The sequence below is a fragment of the Bradyrhizobium sp. UFLA05-108 genome (assembly GCF_059803455.1).
Genome location: NZ_JBANAZ010000118.1, coordinates 1 through 15,269 on the forward strand (window position 1 = coordinate 1; position 15,269 = coordinate 15,269).

Sequence of the window (15,269 nt, forward strand, 5' to 3'; positions counted from 1 at the left end):
TGCGACGATGTCCGTGCTGTACTGCTCTCATCCAAAGACGTACCGTGCGGATGATTTTATGACACAGTAAGATTAGGACCCGATCTGCACCGCAAACGTTGATAAGGGTCATCGAAGGCGCACCATGGAAACACTCTCTGCGTATCTCGACCGGAAGCACGAGGAACTTGCATTGTTGAATGGCTGCCTTGCGAAGCCTCTGGCGCTGCGAAAGCCGGTTGCGGTCGTAGAGGTGATCGAACAGAAATTCCGCCTCGCCGCGGCGCTGAAGGCCGAACACGCCCTGCACGACTGGGCGCGCACGGAAACCGACTGGGCACATTGGGGGCGGCTGCGGGCCGGTCCGTTCGAGTTCAGCTACGATTACCAGCGTGCCGATCTCGAAGTCCGCGGTCCTCCGTTCTACGACGTCGAGGACGCCGCGACGTCGGGGACCATCTATACGTCGTCGGGCATGGCAGCGATAGCAGCGCTGCTGCTGGGCTCGGCCCGCGTGATCCCGAACGCAGACATCCTGGTCCTGCCCGGCTCCTATAGCGAGACCATCGAGCTGATCGACCGCCATGCCCGACATCTGCGTCTCGTGGCGCTGCATCGCGCGCCCGGTGAATTCGTGTCTCGCGCGGACCGGCCGAAAATTCTTCTCTTCGATTCCTGTGCGCCGGCCGCCGCCTTCGAGGCTACGCTGCGCTGCGAAGCGGGCGGGCTCGATCTCATCATCTTCGACACGACGTGCTTCTCGATCGGCTCGGGACGGGTCCGCCGCGTGCTGGGCTGGGCTCGTCGCCGGCACATTCCCGTCGTCCTCGTGCGCAGCCACACCAAGCTCGACTCCCTCGGCCTGGAATACGGCCGGCTCGGCTCTGCGACATTCATGGACCCCGACGACAGCGTGGGCGCGAAGGGCCCGCAATTGCTGGCCGAGTTGAAGACGGAAATGCGTGATGCCGTACGGCTGTTCGGCGGCGCGGCCCTGCCGGCGCATTTTCCGCCCTATGTCGGTACGAAAGCCTACCGCGTGCTGACCGACCGGCGCGTCGCGGCCATTTTGCGCAACGGTCGGCGAACAGCCCGCTGTTTTGCAGCGGCGCTTCCCGGCTCATCGGCGGAGCTGCATTTCGCCCATGGGCTCTACGTGACGCTCGCGCCGAAGCGCGGCATGGACGAGCAGCAGGTCCGGCAGATCGCTGTGGATCTGTCGGGCGACCTGAGCAGAGCCGGATTGCCGCTTCGCCACGCCGGAAGCTTCGGCTTTGATTTCGGTGCGACGGAATGGTTCCACGACACGACCAGCAATCGCTATGTCGTCAGGATCGCTGTGCCGGATCTGCCGACGCCGCTGTGGGACGAGGTCGCTCAGGCGGTGGCGCGCTGGTGGTCGTCGCGTGAGCAGGACTTTCCCGGGTGCGCTCTGCCCGCCAACGCACCCGCATAGACTCACGACTCGTCTGGACTCCTCGGCCCCGGTGAAAGGCGCTAAGGTGCGTTCAAAGGGGAATCTGCGTCGTGGAATCGTTTCCGGATCAGAAGGCCAGGTCGCGTCGACGACCGGTCATCGTTCTCGTGCTCCTGTCTCTCCTCCTGATAGCTTGCTTCGTCGCCATCTATTACGCCGGCGATCTGTCGAAGTATCAGGCCGTCGTTTCCGCCAAGGAGACTCGCACCGCCTTGCGCGACGTGACCGCTGCAGACCAGCTCGATCAGGTCGTCAAGCTGCACCCTTCCAATAAGCTGCTCAGGCTGCTTGCCCTCGCAAACAGCAACGCGATTGAGATCGATGCCGTCACGGGTAAGCTGCTGGGCGAAGTCGAGCCGAAACCGCTGCCCAAGCTCGGCGATCTCGGCGCATCCAGCCGCAGTGACCTTGACGGACTGCGCCGCGATCTCAAGAACGCAGAAAGCAATGCAGCAGGTTTGGCGCCTCGTTACGCCGAGATGATCAAGACCACGCGTGACAGGATCGAAAACGACGCGCGCTCGCTGAACCTCGGGGATGAGCAGCTCTCCGGTTTCATGGCGCTGATCGATGAGCAGCATGCGGCATGGACCGCGCTCACCTCGAAGGCGCTGGCCGCGCGGGCGGACTATTACAATGCTTTCGATAAATGTGTCGCGCTTCTAGTCCGCGAGTTCGGGGTCTACAAGGTCGCGAACGGTCAGTTCATCTTTCCCTTCCAGTCCACGGCGGACGGCTACAATCGCGCCGCGAGCGCCATGGCCGATGCGGCCAAACGCAGTTCCGAACTCGACGACGAAAGGAAGAGCCTGCGACAGTCACAGTTCGCCAAATGGAAGGCATTCGTCGACGGCTAGATCGCGATGAGATTAAGACGAGCGGCTGAGCCTGTCGCCCAGCGGGAGAGGTGCCCGGGGCTCGCACCGATTCAACCAAAACTCATCCCGCTTTAGCGCCTCACGGCCTGCCCCGCTGACTTGCCCGACGTACCAAATCCGTCCGGCACCCGAAGCGACCTGCCGACCGCCGCGCTACTTTGCATGGGGTTGTTTTCGAGATTTTTGGTTGGGCGCGCCGCGGCCGTACCCCGCCACCGCCTCTGCAAGACCAGATCGCCCGCATTCGCATTCGCGGGCGATCATAGCGGGATGCGAGGCAATAGCTCTGCTGTGTGCCCCTACCCGATCACGTGCCCGAACTTGTTCGACTTCGGGAAGCCCTTCGGCGGCAGGCGGCCGGCGTCGGCGCGGGTGCCCTGCCACTCGGCGAGTTCCTTCATGGTCGCCGAGAACTCGCGGCCGGCGGAGTCCTTCCAGGTCAGTCCTGCCTTGGCGTCGAACACGGCGATGTCGGATAGGCCGCCGTCCTTGTACTTCTGCAACCGTACGCCGCGACCGCGGGCCATTTCCGGCACCTGGTCAAGCGGGAAGATCAGCATCTTCCGGTTCTCGCCGATGACCGCGATGGTGTCGCCGAGCACCTCCGTGATCGCGCGCGCCTCGTTCGGCATGTCGACGTTGAGAACCTGCTTGCCCTTCTTCGTGGTGCCGACGCAGTCGTCCTCGTTGACGACGAAGCCCTGGCCCTCGTGGCTCGCGACCAGGAATTTGCGACCGCCCTTGTTGACGAACAGCGTCACCGGCGCGGCTTCCGGCTCGAGATCGATGAACTGGCGGATCGGCTCGCCGTGGCCGCGGCCGCCCGGAAGCTTCGCTACGTCGATCGAGAAGAACTTGCCGTTGGTCGCGAACAGCAGGAGCTTCGAGGTCGTCTCGGCGAAGAACGCAAAGCCGAGCTTGTCGTCCTGCTTGAAGGCAAGCCCCGACAAATCCTCGACATGGCCTTTCATCGTCCGGATCCAGCCCTTGTCGGAGACGACGACGGTGACCGGCTCGCGCTCGACGAAGGCTTCCTCGATCGCGGCAAGGTCATGCTCGGGCGCATCCGCAAAGGTGGTGCGGCGCTTGCCGAGCGGCGTCTTGGGCCCGAACATGTCGCGGACCTTGCCGACCTGCTCGCCGACCTTCTTCCACTGCTCGGCTTCGGAGGCGAGCAGCGCATTGATGCCCTTGAGTTCGCCGCGGAGATTCTTGTCCTCGGTGCGGATCTCCATCTCTTCGAGCTTGCGCAGAGAGCGCAGCCGCATGTTGAGGATGGCCTCGGCCTGCACCTCGGTGAGCTTGAACGCCTTCATCAGCTCGGGCTTCGGCTCATCCTCGGTGCGGATGATCTTGATCACCTTGTCGATGTTCAGATAGGCGATCAGGAAGCCGCCGAGAACTTCGAGGCGGTGCTCGATCTGCACCTTGCGATAATTGCTGCGGCGGATCAGCACGTCGCGCAGATGGTCGAGCCATTCACGCAGGGCTTCGGCAAGGCCGACGACCTTGGGGATGCGGCCCTTGATCAGCACGTTGAGGTTCAGCGGAATCTTGCTTTCGAGCTCGGTCAGCCGGAATAGCGATTCCATCATCAAGGCGGGATCGACGTTCTTCGACTTCGGTTCGATGACGAGACGGACGTCTTCAGCGGATTCGTCGCGGACCTCGCCGACGAGCGGCAGCTTCTTCTGGTCCAGAAGCTCGGAAATCTTCTCGACCAGCCGCGATTTCTGCACCAGCCACGGGATCTCGGTGACCACGACCACCCAGGTGCCGCGGGCGCCCTCCTCCTGCTCCCATTTGGAGCGGACACGGAAGGAGCCGCGGCCGGTGGTGTAGGCTTCCGCGATCGCCTGCTTGGAATCGACAATGATGCCGCCGGTCGGGAAGTCCGGGCCCTTCACCCACTTGAGAAGCGACTTGGACTTCGCGTCGGGCTTCTCGATCAGATGCAGGGCCGCGTCGCAGAGCTCGGCCGCATTGTGCGGCGGGATCGAGGTCGCCATGCCGACCGCGATGCCCTGCGCGCCGTTGGCGAGCAGGTTCGGGAAGCCGCCGGGCAGGACCACCGGCTCCTTGGACTGGCCGTCGTAATTGGCACGGAATTCGACACCGTCCTCGTCGATGCCATCGAGCAGAAGCCGCGCGACGTCGGTCATGCGGGCTTCGGTGTAACGGTAAGCGGCGGGGTTATCGCCGTCGATATTGCCGAAATTGCCCTGGCCGTCGACCAGCGGATAGCGCGAGGAGAAATCCTGCGCGAGGCGCACCATGGCGTCGTAGATCGCCTGGTCGCCGTGCGGATGGAAGGAGCCCATCACGTCGCCGACGATCTTGGCCGATTTCTTGAAGCCGGCGCCCGGGTCCAGCCGGAGCAGGCGCATGCCATAGAGGATGCGCCGGTGCACCGGCTTCAGCCCATCGCGCGCATCCGGCAGCGCGCGGTGCATGATGGTGGACAGTGCATAGGCGAGATAGCGCTCTTCGAGCGCATCGCGCAGCGGCACCTCGTGAATTTCGGCCGGCTTTTCCGGCGGTACCTGTCGTTTTCCCATGGGGAGGCGTTAAACCGAGACGCTGAATCGGGCAAGCTGCGAATCAAAGCGCGCGATTTGACAGGCTAACCTCCTCACAGAAAAAGGATTTGCTGGCCGATTGAGATCAGGCTCGCGCCGCCTCCGCCGCTTCGGATCGCAAGTCGCGGAAGCGAAACCGGCGAGGATCAGTTGATTCCCCGTAGCTATTACTGCCCGGCCCAGCCTGCGGTCACGGTCTGGCTCTTGGCCTGTGCAGGGGTCGGCGCATTGGCCAGACAGCGCCGCGCGGTCTCGATTTCCGCGTCCGTTGCGCCGTGGGATCGCGCCCATGTCTCTGCGGCGGCCGCCGAATATTTCGCAACATAATACCGCACGACGGTGCAGGAGGCGCGGCGAAACAGGCCCGGCTGCTCACCAGCCATTGCGTCCGGCGCCAGCGCGAGCAGCGCGGCGGAGACCACCAATCCTTTGATCATGCGGAATTCCCCAGTGGAAACAATGCGGCAAACCGACTGTGCGCGATTTGGTTCCTTTTTTCACCGGCCGATCAGGCAGGGCAGAGGCGCGCTTCGCTCATGGCGAGGCGATCGCCCTCGCCTGCTGCCGGGTCAGCGCATTGAGAAAACCGCTTCTGGCGTCTGAATGGCCCTGCCCGCGCGGCTCCAGCACGTGGCGGAGCAGGAACCGGCCGGTGAGCCGAAAGCCATCCTGGAGGTCCTGGTCCGTGAGCTCGCTCGCCGCCTCGCCCTGCCGCAGGAAGGGCGGCAGGCGCAACAGCCGGTCCCGCCATGGCTCGCCGGCGGAGCGCGACACCGCACCGCCGGATTTCGGCGAGACGTAGATCAGGTCCGTGGTCTCGCCGGTTACCGCGCAATTCTCCAGCGCGAGGCCGAAGCCGAGTTCGGCGAGCATCGCGAGCTCGAAATGGATGATGTGCACGGCGGCTCCGCCGATATCGTCGAAGTCATCGAGCGCGTGCTCGAGCTGTGCAAAAATCTCCTCATGCGGATCGCGCTCGGGCAACAGCCGCGCGAGCGAGGCCAGATGCGTGACGCCATAGACGCCGTGCGAGGACGCGAGCAGCCCCGCAGCCCGCAACCGCAGGCCTTCGATCGCATAGGTGCCGAGATGCTCGTCGAGCCGCGCCCGCCACACCGCGCGCACGCTGTTGCCGGGCTGGAGCAGCGGCCGCATCCGCGAACTGGCGCCGCCGCGCACGAGCCCGAGATGCCGCCCGCGCGCGCGCGTCAGGAGCTCGACGATGGCGCTGGTCTCGCCATGCCGCCGCACACCCAGCACGATGCCGTCGTCGGTCCATTCCATGGGATGAAGTTTAGCGGATTTCGAGCTTCGATCGTAGGGTGGATTAGCCGAAGACGTAATCCACCGATGGCGCCGGTGGATTACGCTCCGCTAATCCACCCTACGCATCTCTAGGCGTTGAACCAGCCCTGCGCGTCGCCGGTGAAGGAGAAATACAAGCCGATCGCCGTCAGCACGCAGGACACGATCTCGATGCCGCTGTCGAGCTCGACTCCCTTCTCGCCGATGATCTGCGCGAGCGAGATCACCGAGAGCACGAGGGCCGCCGCCAGCACCCAGCGCGGCCAGTTCTTGCGCTTTTGCGCCGCCAGCCAGACGAAATAGACCAGCAGAAGGATCATCCCGCCGGCGATCAGCGTCGCGGTCGTGATCATCTGGTCCGTCATGTCGGGGTTCGGCGTGCGGTCCTGGAACGCAACCGACAGCGCATCCAGCATCAGCGATGCGTAGAGCAGCACTTCGAAGCGCAGGACGTTGCGGGGCACGCTCATCACCAACCCATCTTCTTCTTGTTTCTTCTTGTTCATTCTTTGGGGAATTCCAGGCCCATTTCCCGATAGCGATCGGGATCGTCGCCCCAGTTCTCGCGCACCTTGACGAACAGGAAGAGATGCACGGGCACGCCGAGAATGTCGATGAGCTCTCTTCGCGCTTCCGCGCCGATCGACTTGATGGTGGCGCCGCCCTTGCCGAGCACGATCTTGCGCTGGCTCTCGCGCTCGACGAAGATCGTCTGCTCGATGCGCACCGAGTTGTCCTTGCGCTCCTCCCATTTGTCGGTCTCGACCGTGGACTGGTAGGGCAATTCCTGGTGCAGCTTCTGATAGATCTTTTCCCGCGTGATCTCGGCAGCGAGCTGCCGCATCGGCGCATCCGACATCTGGTCCTCAGGGTAGAGGAAGGGACCTGCCGGCACCATCTCGGCAAGCGCGTGCCGGATGTCGTCGACGCCATCGCCCGACAGCGCCGAGATCATGAAGGTCTTTGCAAAGCGAATGCGCTCGTTTGCGGCCTGCGCCAGCGCGAGGAGCTTCTCGCGCTGGACCAGGTCGACCTTGTTGAGCACCAGGATCTTCTCGTGCGCGACGCTCGCGACCTTGGCGAGGATCGCTTCTGCCTCCTCGTCGAGGCCAGCCTTGGCGTCGAGCAGCACGCAGACGAGATCGGCGTCATGCGCGCCGCTCCAGGCGGTCGACACCATGGCCCGATCGAGCCGCCGCTTCGGCGAGAAGATGCCGGGCGTATCGACCAGAATCACTTGCGCATTGTCCTCGATGACGATGCCGCGGATCAGCGCCCGCGTCGTCTGCACCTTGCGCGAGACGATCGTGACCTTGGCGCCGACCAGCGCATTCACCAGGGTCGACTTGCCGACATTGGGGGCGCCGATCAGCGCCACGAAGCCGCAGCGTGTGGCGGGCGGCGTCGCCGCTTCGCTCGTCTCAGCCGTCATTGCCGCCGCCAACACCTTCGCGTTCGATCATGACGGAGGCCGCAACCTTCTCCGCCGCGCGCTTGCTGCCCCCGATGCCTTCCGCCGATGCCAGCCCCGGCAGATCCACGGCGACGCGGAACTGCGGATCGTGATGCGGCCCGGTGCGCTCGACCTCGCGATAAACCGGCGTCGGCAAGCCCTTCCCCTGCGCCCATTCCTGGAGCACGGTCTTGGGGTCGCGTAGCGGCCGCCGCGGCTTGTGCATGCGCTCGGTCCAGTTGCGCTTGACGAACTCAGCCGCGGCCGCATGCCCGCCATCGAGATAGATGGCGCCGATCACGGCTTCACAGATGTCGCCGAGCACGGACTTGCGCAAGCGGGCGTCGGCGGCAGGGCCGACGCTGCCGAGCTTGATGTCCTCGACGAGGCCCAGCAACTTCGCAACATCAGCACAGCTCTCCTTGCGCACGAGCTCGGCGAGCCGCTTCGACAGCTCGCCTTCATCCGCACTTGGGAAGGCGTGATAGAGCATGTCGGAGACGACGAGCCCGAGCACGTGGTCGCCCAGGAATTCCAGCCGCTGGTAGCTGTCGCCGCGCTTGCGCCCGGACTTTAGCGCGGACACGTGCGTGATCGCCTGGATCAGCAGGTTCGGATCGGCAAAATTGTGACCGATGCGCGCCTCGAGCGCCGCGTTCGCGCCCTTGGCCTTGCCGCTCCGCGCCCGCTTCTTCTTCGCGGGAGCTTTGGGAGCAGCTTCGGCGTCAGGGCTCGCAGCGGCCTCGATCGGTTGGATTGCGATGTCCTTGGCTTCGTCTTTCATCGGACGATTTTGAACATTCGGTTCCAGCGCACCGCCCAGGGCCAGCGCCAGAACATCCAGGCGTGCTCGCCTTCGGCGATGGAGAAGAAGATCATCTGGGCACGGCCGATCAGGTTCTCCTGCGGCACGTAGCCCACCGCCGACTGCACGCGGCTGTCGGTCGAGTTGTCACGGTTGTCGCCCATCATGAAGAAGTGGCCGGCCGGCACCGTGTAGACGTTGGTGTTGTCGTAGAAGCCGTTGTCGACGCAGTCGAGCGTCTCATAGGTGACGCCGTTCGGTAGCGTCTCCTTCCAGCGCTTCACCCGCGCAGTGGCATCCGACGAGCCGCAGGGGTCTTCGCCGACGAAGTCGCTCAAGCGTTCGCGCTGCACGGGCACGTCATTGATGTAGAGCAGCCCTTCCTTCATCTGGACACGGTCGCCGGGCAGCCCGATCACGCGCTTGATGTAGTCGGTGGTGTCGTCCTTCGGCAGCCGGAACACGACGATGTCGCCGCGGTTCGGGTCCGAGCCGAAAACGCGTCCCGAGAACAGTGGCGGCGAGAACGGGATGGAGTAATGGCTATAGCCATAGGAATATTTCGACACGAACAGGTAATCGCCGACGAGCAGCGTCGCCTTCATCGAGCCGGAGGGGATGTTGAACGGCTGGAACAGGAAGGTGCGGATCACCAGCGCGATCAGGAGAGCGTGGATGACGACCCGGACGGTTTCGCCGAGGCCGCTCTCAGATTTGGTTCCTGAAGTCACGCTCATTGCTTTCCCAATTCCGGTCCCGCGGTCACGAAACGCCCATTCCCGCGCATAGCCCCGCCGCTTTGCGGCGTAAGGAGATTGTCCTGATTCTGATAATGAGGACCAATTCCGGCGTAAAGCCGAATTCACTCCGGCCGATTTTGCGCCGGCGAACTTTTAGACGGTTGTCGGCAGCCGCGCAATGAAGGGCCGCATCAACAATATGCAAGACACTGATCTAATTGAATTATTTTAATTTTTCGGCCCACAAATCAAGGTTTTGCCTCCGGCACGGCTGAAATGATCACGAAGGCCTGGGCGAGCGGCCAGTCGTCGGTGATCGACAGGTCGATCCGCGCCTCGAAGCCCTCCGGCGTCAGCACCTTCAGCCGGGCCAGCGCCCCACCGGTCAGTTGCATGGTCGGCCGCCCTCCGGGCAGGTTGACCACTCCCATGTCGCGCCACCAGACGCCACGCCGGATGCCGGTCCCCAGCGCCTTGGAGCAGGCCTCCTTGGCGGCGAACCGCTTGGCATAGGTCGCCACGACCATCTTCTCGCTCTTGGCGCGGCGCTCCGCCTTGGCACGTTCGGCCTCGGTGAAAATGCGGTCGAGGAAACGCTCGCCATGGCGTTCGATCACCTTGGCGACGCGGGTAATGTCGATCAGGTCGGAGCCGATGCCGATGATCATGCCTTGCTCCGGCCGCGGTCCATCGCGGCGCGCATGCTGCGCACCGTCTCGGCAAGGCCAACGAAGAGTGCCTCGCCGATCATGTAGTAGCCGATGTTCAGCTCGACGATTTCGGGCAGGCCTGCGATCTTCTCCGCCGTCGCATAATCGAGCCCGTGGCCGGCATGGACCTCGAGGCTCGCGGCGCGCGCCAGCCTCGCGCCGGCCACGATGCGCTGCCATTCGGCCTCGGCCTTGTCAGCGTGTCCGTCGACCACGGCGTCGCACCACGCACCGGTATGGATCTCGATCACGGGCGCGCGCAGTCGCGCCGCCATCTCGATCTGCTGGGGATCGGCGGCGATGAACAGCGATACGCGGATGCCGGCGTCGTTCAGCCGCGCGATGAAGGGCGCGAGTGCATTGTGCTGTCCGACCACATCGAGCCCGCCTTCGGTCGTCACCTCCTGGCGGCGCTCCGGCACCAGGCACACCGCATGCGGCTTGGTGGCGAGCGAGATGCGCAGCATGTCGTCGGTCGCCGCCATCTCGAAATTCAGAGGTTTTGAGATTTCCGCCTTCAGTCGCGCCATGTCCTCGTCGCGAATATGCCGGCGGTCTTCGCGCAAGTGGGCGGTGATGCCATCGGCACCGGCCTCGATCGCCAGCAAAGCAGCGCGCACCGGATCGGGATTGCAGCCGCCCCGCGCGTTGCGCAGGGTCGCGACATGGTCGACATTGACGCCAAGGCGAAGCGGAGGAACGGACATAGCGAGGCTCACGTAATCGGAAGGACAGGCAAACTCGGCTATCCATTAACACGTTCAACGCGGGCGACGACCGCCTTCGCGCGCAATTGGGCTATGATCGCGCTCAGGTGCTTCAGGTCGTATACCTCGAGATCGATGGTCGTCTCGGTGAAGTCCGGCGAGCGGCGCTGCATGCTGATATTGTCGATATTGCCGTCATGCTCAGCGATCACGGTCGCAATCTGCGCAAGCGCGCCTGGCTCGTTGACGTTCTCGACCTTGATGCGGGCCGGGAAACGCTGCGGAGTGGTGTCTTCGATGTCCCAGCGTACGTCGAGCCAGCGCTCCGGTTCCTCCTCGAAATCCTTCAAGGCCGGCGCCTGGATCGGATAGATGGTGATGCCCTCGCCCGGGGTGACGATACCGACGATGCGATCGCCCGGCACGGCGCCGCCGTTCGGCGCGAACTTCACCGGCAGGTCGGAGTTGATGCCGCGGATCGGGATCGCAGCCGGAGGGCGTGGCGTCCCCGGCACCACGGTCTCCTTGAGCTTGGCGGCCAGCCCCTTCTTGGCGTAGCGCCCGACCCGCTCTTCCTTGTAGTCGGGATACATGGCCCGCGCGACGTCGGAGGCCTTGATCTCGCCCCGGCCGACCGCCGCCATCACGTCCTCGATCGAGGAGCGGGCAAGGCGCGGCAGCGCCCCCTTCAGCTTGTCGTCGGCGTAGTCGATCTTGGCCCGCTCGAACAGGCGCTCGACGATACGCCGGCCAAGGCCAGCATATTGGTCGCGGACTGCGGTGCGTGTGGCGCGCCGGATCGCCGCGCGCGCCTTGCCGGTGACGGCAAGCGATTCCCAGGCCGACGGCGGCGCCGATTGAGCCTCTGAGGTCAGAACCTCAACCTCGTCGCCATTCTGCAGCTCCGAGGACAGTGGCGCGAACTTGCCGTTGATCTTGCAGCCCACGGCGCTGTTACCGACATCGGTGTGCACCGCATAGGCGAAGTCGATCACATTGGCATGGCGCGGTAGCGCGATCAGTTTGCCCTTCGGGGTGAAGCAGAACACCTGATCGTGGAATAATTCGAGCTTGGTGTGCTCGAGGAATTCCTCGGGATTGGTGCTCTCAGAGAGAATTCCGACGGTGTGGCGCAGCCAGGCAAACGCATTGGACTCGCGCTTCAGGAATTCCGTCGGCGATCCGACACCCTCCTTGTAGAAGACATGCGCGGCGATGCCGCGCTCGGCGATCTGGTCCATCTCCTCGGTGCGGATCTGGAGCTCGACACGCTGGTTGCCCGGGCCGATCACCGTGGTGTGGATCGACCGATAGTCGTTCTGCTTGGGGGTCGAGATGTAGTCCTTGAAGCGACCCGGCACGACCGGCCAGGTGGTATGGACGATGCCGAGCGCGCGGTAGCAGGCCTCGACGTCGTTGACCACGACACGGAAGCCGAAGATGTCGGACAATTGCTCGAAGCCGACCGACTTGCGCTCCATCTTGGTCCAGATCGAGAACGGCTTCTTGCGGCGACCGTAGACGCGCGCACCAAGGCCCCTGTGGCGCAGATTGTTGGAGAGCTGAGCCTCGATCTCGCCGATCAAATTGCGGTTGCGCTCTGCCAGCCCATCGAGCCGCTGCATCACCACGTTGTAGGCTTCGGGATCGAGGGTGCGGAAGGACAGGTCCTCCAGCTCCTCACGCATCTCCTGCATGCCCATGCGGCCCGCGAGAGGCGCGTAGATGTCGAGCGTCTCCTCGGCGATCCGGCGCCGAGATTCCGGCCGCACGAATTCCAGCGTGCGCATGTTGTGCAGGCGGTCGGCGAGCTTGACCAGGAGAACGCGGACGTCGTCGGCGATCGCCAGCAGGAGCTTGCGCAGGTTCTCGGCCTGCTTGGCCTCGCGCGATACCAGCTCCAGCCGCTTCAGCTTGGTCAGGCCCTCGACCAGCGCACCGATCTCGGGGCCGAAGATCTGATCGATCTCGGCACGGGTCGCCTCGGTGTCCTCGATCGTGTCGTGCAATAGCGCCGCGACGATGGTGGCGTCGTCGAGCTTCAGGTCGGTGAGGATCGCCGCCACTTCGAGCGGATGGGAGAAGTACGGGTCGCCCGAGGCGCGGGTCTGCGAACCGTGCGCCTTCATCGCGTAGACATAGGCGCGGTTCAGCAAGTCTTCGTTGGTGTGGGGGTTATAGGACCTGACGCGCTCGACGAGGTCATATTGCCGCATCATGCGCGCCCGCGGCTTTGGAGGCCGCGTCGTCGGCGCAGTCGGGGCCACGGCGACCGATTCGGTCGCGGCCTCCATCTGCGTAAATTTGCGACGCCGATACACCATCTCTGCCCGCGTCTTCCTGCCTTCAAACGAACCAGAAAATGGCCCGTTGTATACATCCTAACGCCAATCGTGCGCGTGTCCGACACAATCGGAAACGGCACTCGCAAGCGCGCTGTGCCGGCGCTATGGTAACCACGAAAAGGTCAACAAAAGCAAAGGCCCGAACGCGGGTTCGGGCCTTTGATGAAATCAAAATTTCGTCGGTGCGGCGCGAGGACGATTACTCGTCCTCCTCGGGCTGCTCCTCCGGCGGTGCGAGGCCCTCGAGGCCCTTCAGGAGCTCCTCTTCCGTCATGCGCTCGACAGCAACCTCGGTATCGTCGGCATCGACGCTGGCGCCAGCGGAACCGATCAAAGGCACGGTATCGGGCTCAGGCTCGTCCACCTCGACGAATTTCTGCAAGGAGTGGACCAGCTCCTCGCGCAGATCCTCCGGCGAAATGGTCTGGTCGGCAATTTCGCGCAAAGAGACAACAGGGTTCTTGTCGTTATCCCGGTCAACCGTTAGTTGTGAACCGGATGAAATCATGCGGGCGCGGTGGGCGGCCAGCAGGACGAGGTCAAACCGGTTGTCGACCTTGTCGATACAATCTTCTACGGTGACGCGAGCCATTAGACTGTCGCTCCGCTCTAGGGTGGGTCAAAACATGTGGATGATGCGGGCTAGTTATAGAGGCCGGGGCGGTTTCGCAAGATCATTTTGTGATTTGGCCTCGCCAAACGCCTTTGATAACCCCACATTGGGGCTAGAATCGGCGTTTCCCGGGTCGCCAAGGAGGGCGGCGCCGGACGGGCCGACCGCCACAACTATACCTTGGTTTGCCCTGAATTCTCCGGATTTACGGTTTCGACGGGTTTTGGCAGCTTCTTGACCTGCGCGGATTGCTGCCGTCGCGCCAACAATAAAACGATTGAACACGAACACTACGCGAGCAACTGAATGTCACCTTCTCCAACCAACAAGATCGCGCTCTTCATCGATGGAGCCAATCTGTACGCGACGGCAAAAACGCTGGGCTTCGATATCGACTACAAGCGCCTGCTGAAGGAATTCCAGAGCCGGGGGACGCTTCTGCGCGCTTTCTACTACACCGCCATCATCGAGGATCAGGAATACTCTTCGATACGTCCCCTCATCGACTGGCTCGACTACAACGGCTACACCGTCGTCACCAAGGCCACGAAGGAATTCATCGACGCCAGCGGCCGCCGCAAGGTCAAGGGCAACATGGATATCGAGCTCGCGGTAGACGCCATGGAACTCGCCGAGCACATTGACCAGATGGTGCTGTTCTCCGGTGACGGCGATTTCCGCTCGCTGGTCGAGGCCGTACAGCGCCGCGGCGTGCGCGTCACCGTCATCTCCACCATTGCCAGCCAGCCGCCGATGATCGCCGACGAGCTGCGCCGCCAGGCCGACGTCTTCACCGATCTCGTCGAGCTCCAGTCCAAGCTTGGTCGCGACCCGTCCGAACGCCCTGCTCCGCGCGAGCGTGGCGACCGCGAAGCACGTCATCACGCCCCGCAATTCCTCCAGCGCGCGACCACGATGGCGCCGAGGGGCGATGACGACTTCGACGAGTGAAGCGCCCCGGTTAAGCCGCCAGGCCCCCACCGTCGTACCCGACCGTGACTGCCCGCTCTGTCCGCGTCTGGTGGCCTTTCGCGAGGCGAACCGGACACGCGAGCCGTCCTGGCACAACGCGCCGGTTGCGCCGTTCGGCGACGTCAAGGCACGCCTCTTGATCGTCGGTCTCGCACCCGGGATGCAGGGCGCCAACCGCACGGGGCGCCCATTCACGGGCGACTATGCCGGTGACCTGCTCTACGCAACGCTGATCGAATACGGATTTGCCAAGGGGACCTATCGGGCACGGCCCGACGACGGCCTGAAGCTGGTTGACTGCCGGATCGCCAATGCGGTGCACTGCGTGCCGCCGCAGAACAAGCCGCTGCCGGCAGAGATCAACACCTGCCGCCGCTTCCTCGCCGCGAATCTCGAGACGATGCCGAACCTGCGTGCCATCGTCGCGCTGGGACGAATTGCGCACGATACCGTGCTGAAGCCGCTGGGCCTGAAAGGCGCGCAGGCGCCGTTCGGTCACGGCGCTGTGCACCAGGCGGGCGCACTCCGGCTGTACGACAGCTATCACTGCTCCCGCTACAACACGAACACCGGCGTGCTCACGCCGGACATGTTCCGCAAGGTGTTTTCGAAGGTGAAGGCCGATCTCGACTAATCTTACTGTGTCATAAAATCATCCGCACGGTACGTCTTTGGATGAGAGCAGTACAGCACGGACATCGTCGCA

The 15,269-nt window shown here is 63.8% G+C and carries 15 protein-coding genes; 4 read left to right on the plus strand and 11 right to left on the minus strand.

Annotation, left to right across the window (positions count from 1 at the left end; genetic code table 11):
* The first annotated feature begins 124 nt into the window (after positions 1 to 124).
* Together SO140_RS43825 and SO140_RS43830 are read left to right on the plus strand one after the other, a co-directional pair.
* Positions 125 to 1,435, plus strand: a complete 1,311-nt coding sequence (locus SO140_RS43825) for a hypothetical protein (protein ID WP_449380844.1) — start codon at positions 125 to 127, stop codon at positions 1,433 to 1,435.
* Positions 1,436 to 1,506: 71 nt separating this feature from the next.
* Entirely contained in the window at positions 1,507 to 2,313 is an 807-nt protein-coding gene (locus SO140_RS43830; RefSeq protein ID WP_449380845.1) for a hypothetical protein, read from the plus strand.
* 320 nt (positions 2,314 to 2,633) lie between these two features.
* Here the strand turns inward: SO140_RS43830 and parC are convergent, their stop codons facing one another.
* From parC to rpoZ, 11 genes are all read right to left on the minus strand, one after another.
* Entirely contained in the window at positions 2,634 to 4,892 is a 2,259-nt protein-coding gene (parC, locus tag SO140_RS43835) for a DNA topoisomerase IV subunit A (RefSeq protein ID WP_449380846.1), read from the minus strand.
* Positions 4,893 to 5,080: 188 nt separating this feature from the next.
* On the minus strand, positions 5,081 to 5,350 hold the full coding sequence (locus SO140_RS43840) for a hypothetical protein (protein WP_449380847.1): 270 nt from the start codon (positions 5,348 to 5,350) through the stop codon (positions 5,081 to 5,083).
* A 97-nt stretch (positions 5,351 to 5,447) separates the two neighbouring features.
* Positions 5,448 to 6,197, minus strand: a complete 750-nt coding sequence (recO, locus tag SO140_RS43845) for a DNA repair protein RecO (RefSeq protein ID WP_449380848.1) — start codon at positions 6,195 to 6,197, stop codon at positions 5,448 to 5,450.
* 110 nt (positions 6,198 to 6,307) lie between these two features.
* On the minus strand, positions 6,308 to 6,688 hold the full coding sequence (locus SO140_RS43850) for a hypothetical protein (protein WP_449380849.1): 381 nt from the start codon (positions 6,686 to 6,688) through the stop codon (positions 6,308 to 6,310).
* Positions 6,689 to 6,720: 32 nt separating this feature from the next.
* On the minus strand, positions 6,721 to 7,650 hold the full coding sequence (gene era, locus SO140_RS43855) for a GTPase Era (protein WP_449380850.1): 930 nt from the start codon (positions 7,648 to 7,650) through the stop codon (positions 6,721 to 6,723).
* Entirely contained in the window at positions 7,640 to 8,455 is an 816-nt protein-coding gene (gene rnc, locus SO140_RS43860; RefSeq protein ID WP_284263024.1) for a ribonuclease III, read from the minus strand. The genes era and rnc overlap by 11 nt, the downstream gene beginning before the upstream one ends.
* Complete coding sequence (gene lepB / locus SO140_RS43865; RefSeq protein WP_027522931.1) at positions 8,452 to 9,213, minus strand: signal peptidase I; 762 nt, start codon at positions 9,211 to 9,213, stop codon at positions 8,452 to 8,454. Before lepB ends, rnc begins: the two co-directional genes overlap by 4 nt.
* A gap of 251 nt (positions 9,214 to 9,464) precedes the next feature.
* Positions 9,465 to 9,884, minus strand: a complete 420-nt coding sequence (gene acpS / locus SO140_RS43870) for a holo-ACP synthase (protein ID WP_449380851.1) — start codon at positions 9,882 to 9,884, stop codon at positions 9,465 to 9,467.
* Positions 9,881 to 10,633 carry a pyridoxine 5'-phosphate synthase gene (locus SO140_RS43875; RefSeq protein WP_449380852.1) on the minus strand — a complete coding sequence of 251 codons (753 nt, stop codon included), beginning with the start codon at positions 10,631 to 10,633 and terminating at the stop codon, positions 9,881 to 9,883. Before SO140_RS43875 ends, acpS begins: the two co-directional genes overlap by 4 nt.
* Positions 10,634 to 10,671: 38 nt before the next feature.
* Positions 10,672 to 12,957 carry a RelA/SpoT family protein gene (locus SO140_RS43880; protein WP_449380853.1) on the minus strand — a complete coding sequence of 762 codons (2,286 nt, stop codon included), beginning with the start codon at positions 12,955 to 12,957 and terminating at the stop codon, positions 10,672 to 10,674.
* Positions 12,958 to 13,177: 220 nt separating this feature from the next.
* Positions 13,178 to 13,570, minus strand: a complete 393-nt coding sequence (gene rpoZ / locus SO140_RS43885; protein WP_027522935.1) for a DNA-directed RNA polymerase subunit omega — start codon at positions 13,568 to 13,570, stop codon at positions 13,178 to 13,180.
* Positions 13,571 to 13,897: 327 nt separating this feature from the next.
* Between rpoZ and SO140_RS43890 the strand changes: the two genes are divergently transcribed.
* On the plus strand, positions 13,898 to 14,542 hold the full coding sequence (locus tag SO140_RS43890; protein ID WP_254095709.1) for a LabA-like NYN domain-containing protein: 645 nt from the start codon (positions 13,898 to 13,900) through the stop codon (positions 14,540 to 14,542).
* Positions 14,523 to 15,197 (plus strand): uracil-DNA glycosylase, encoded by a 675-nt coding sequence (locus SO140_RS43895; RefSeq protein WP_449380854.1) that lies wholly within the window; start codon positions 14,523 to 14,525, stop codon positions 15,195 to 15,197. The genes SO140_RS43890 and SO140_RS43895 overlap by 20 nt, the downstream gene beginning before the upstream one ends.
* The last annotated feature ends 72 nt before the right edge of the window (positions 15,198 to 15,269 follow it).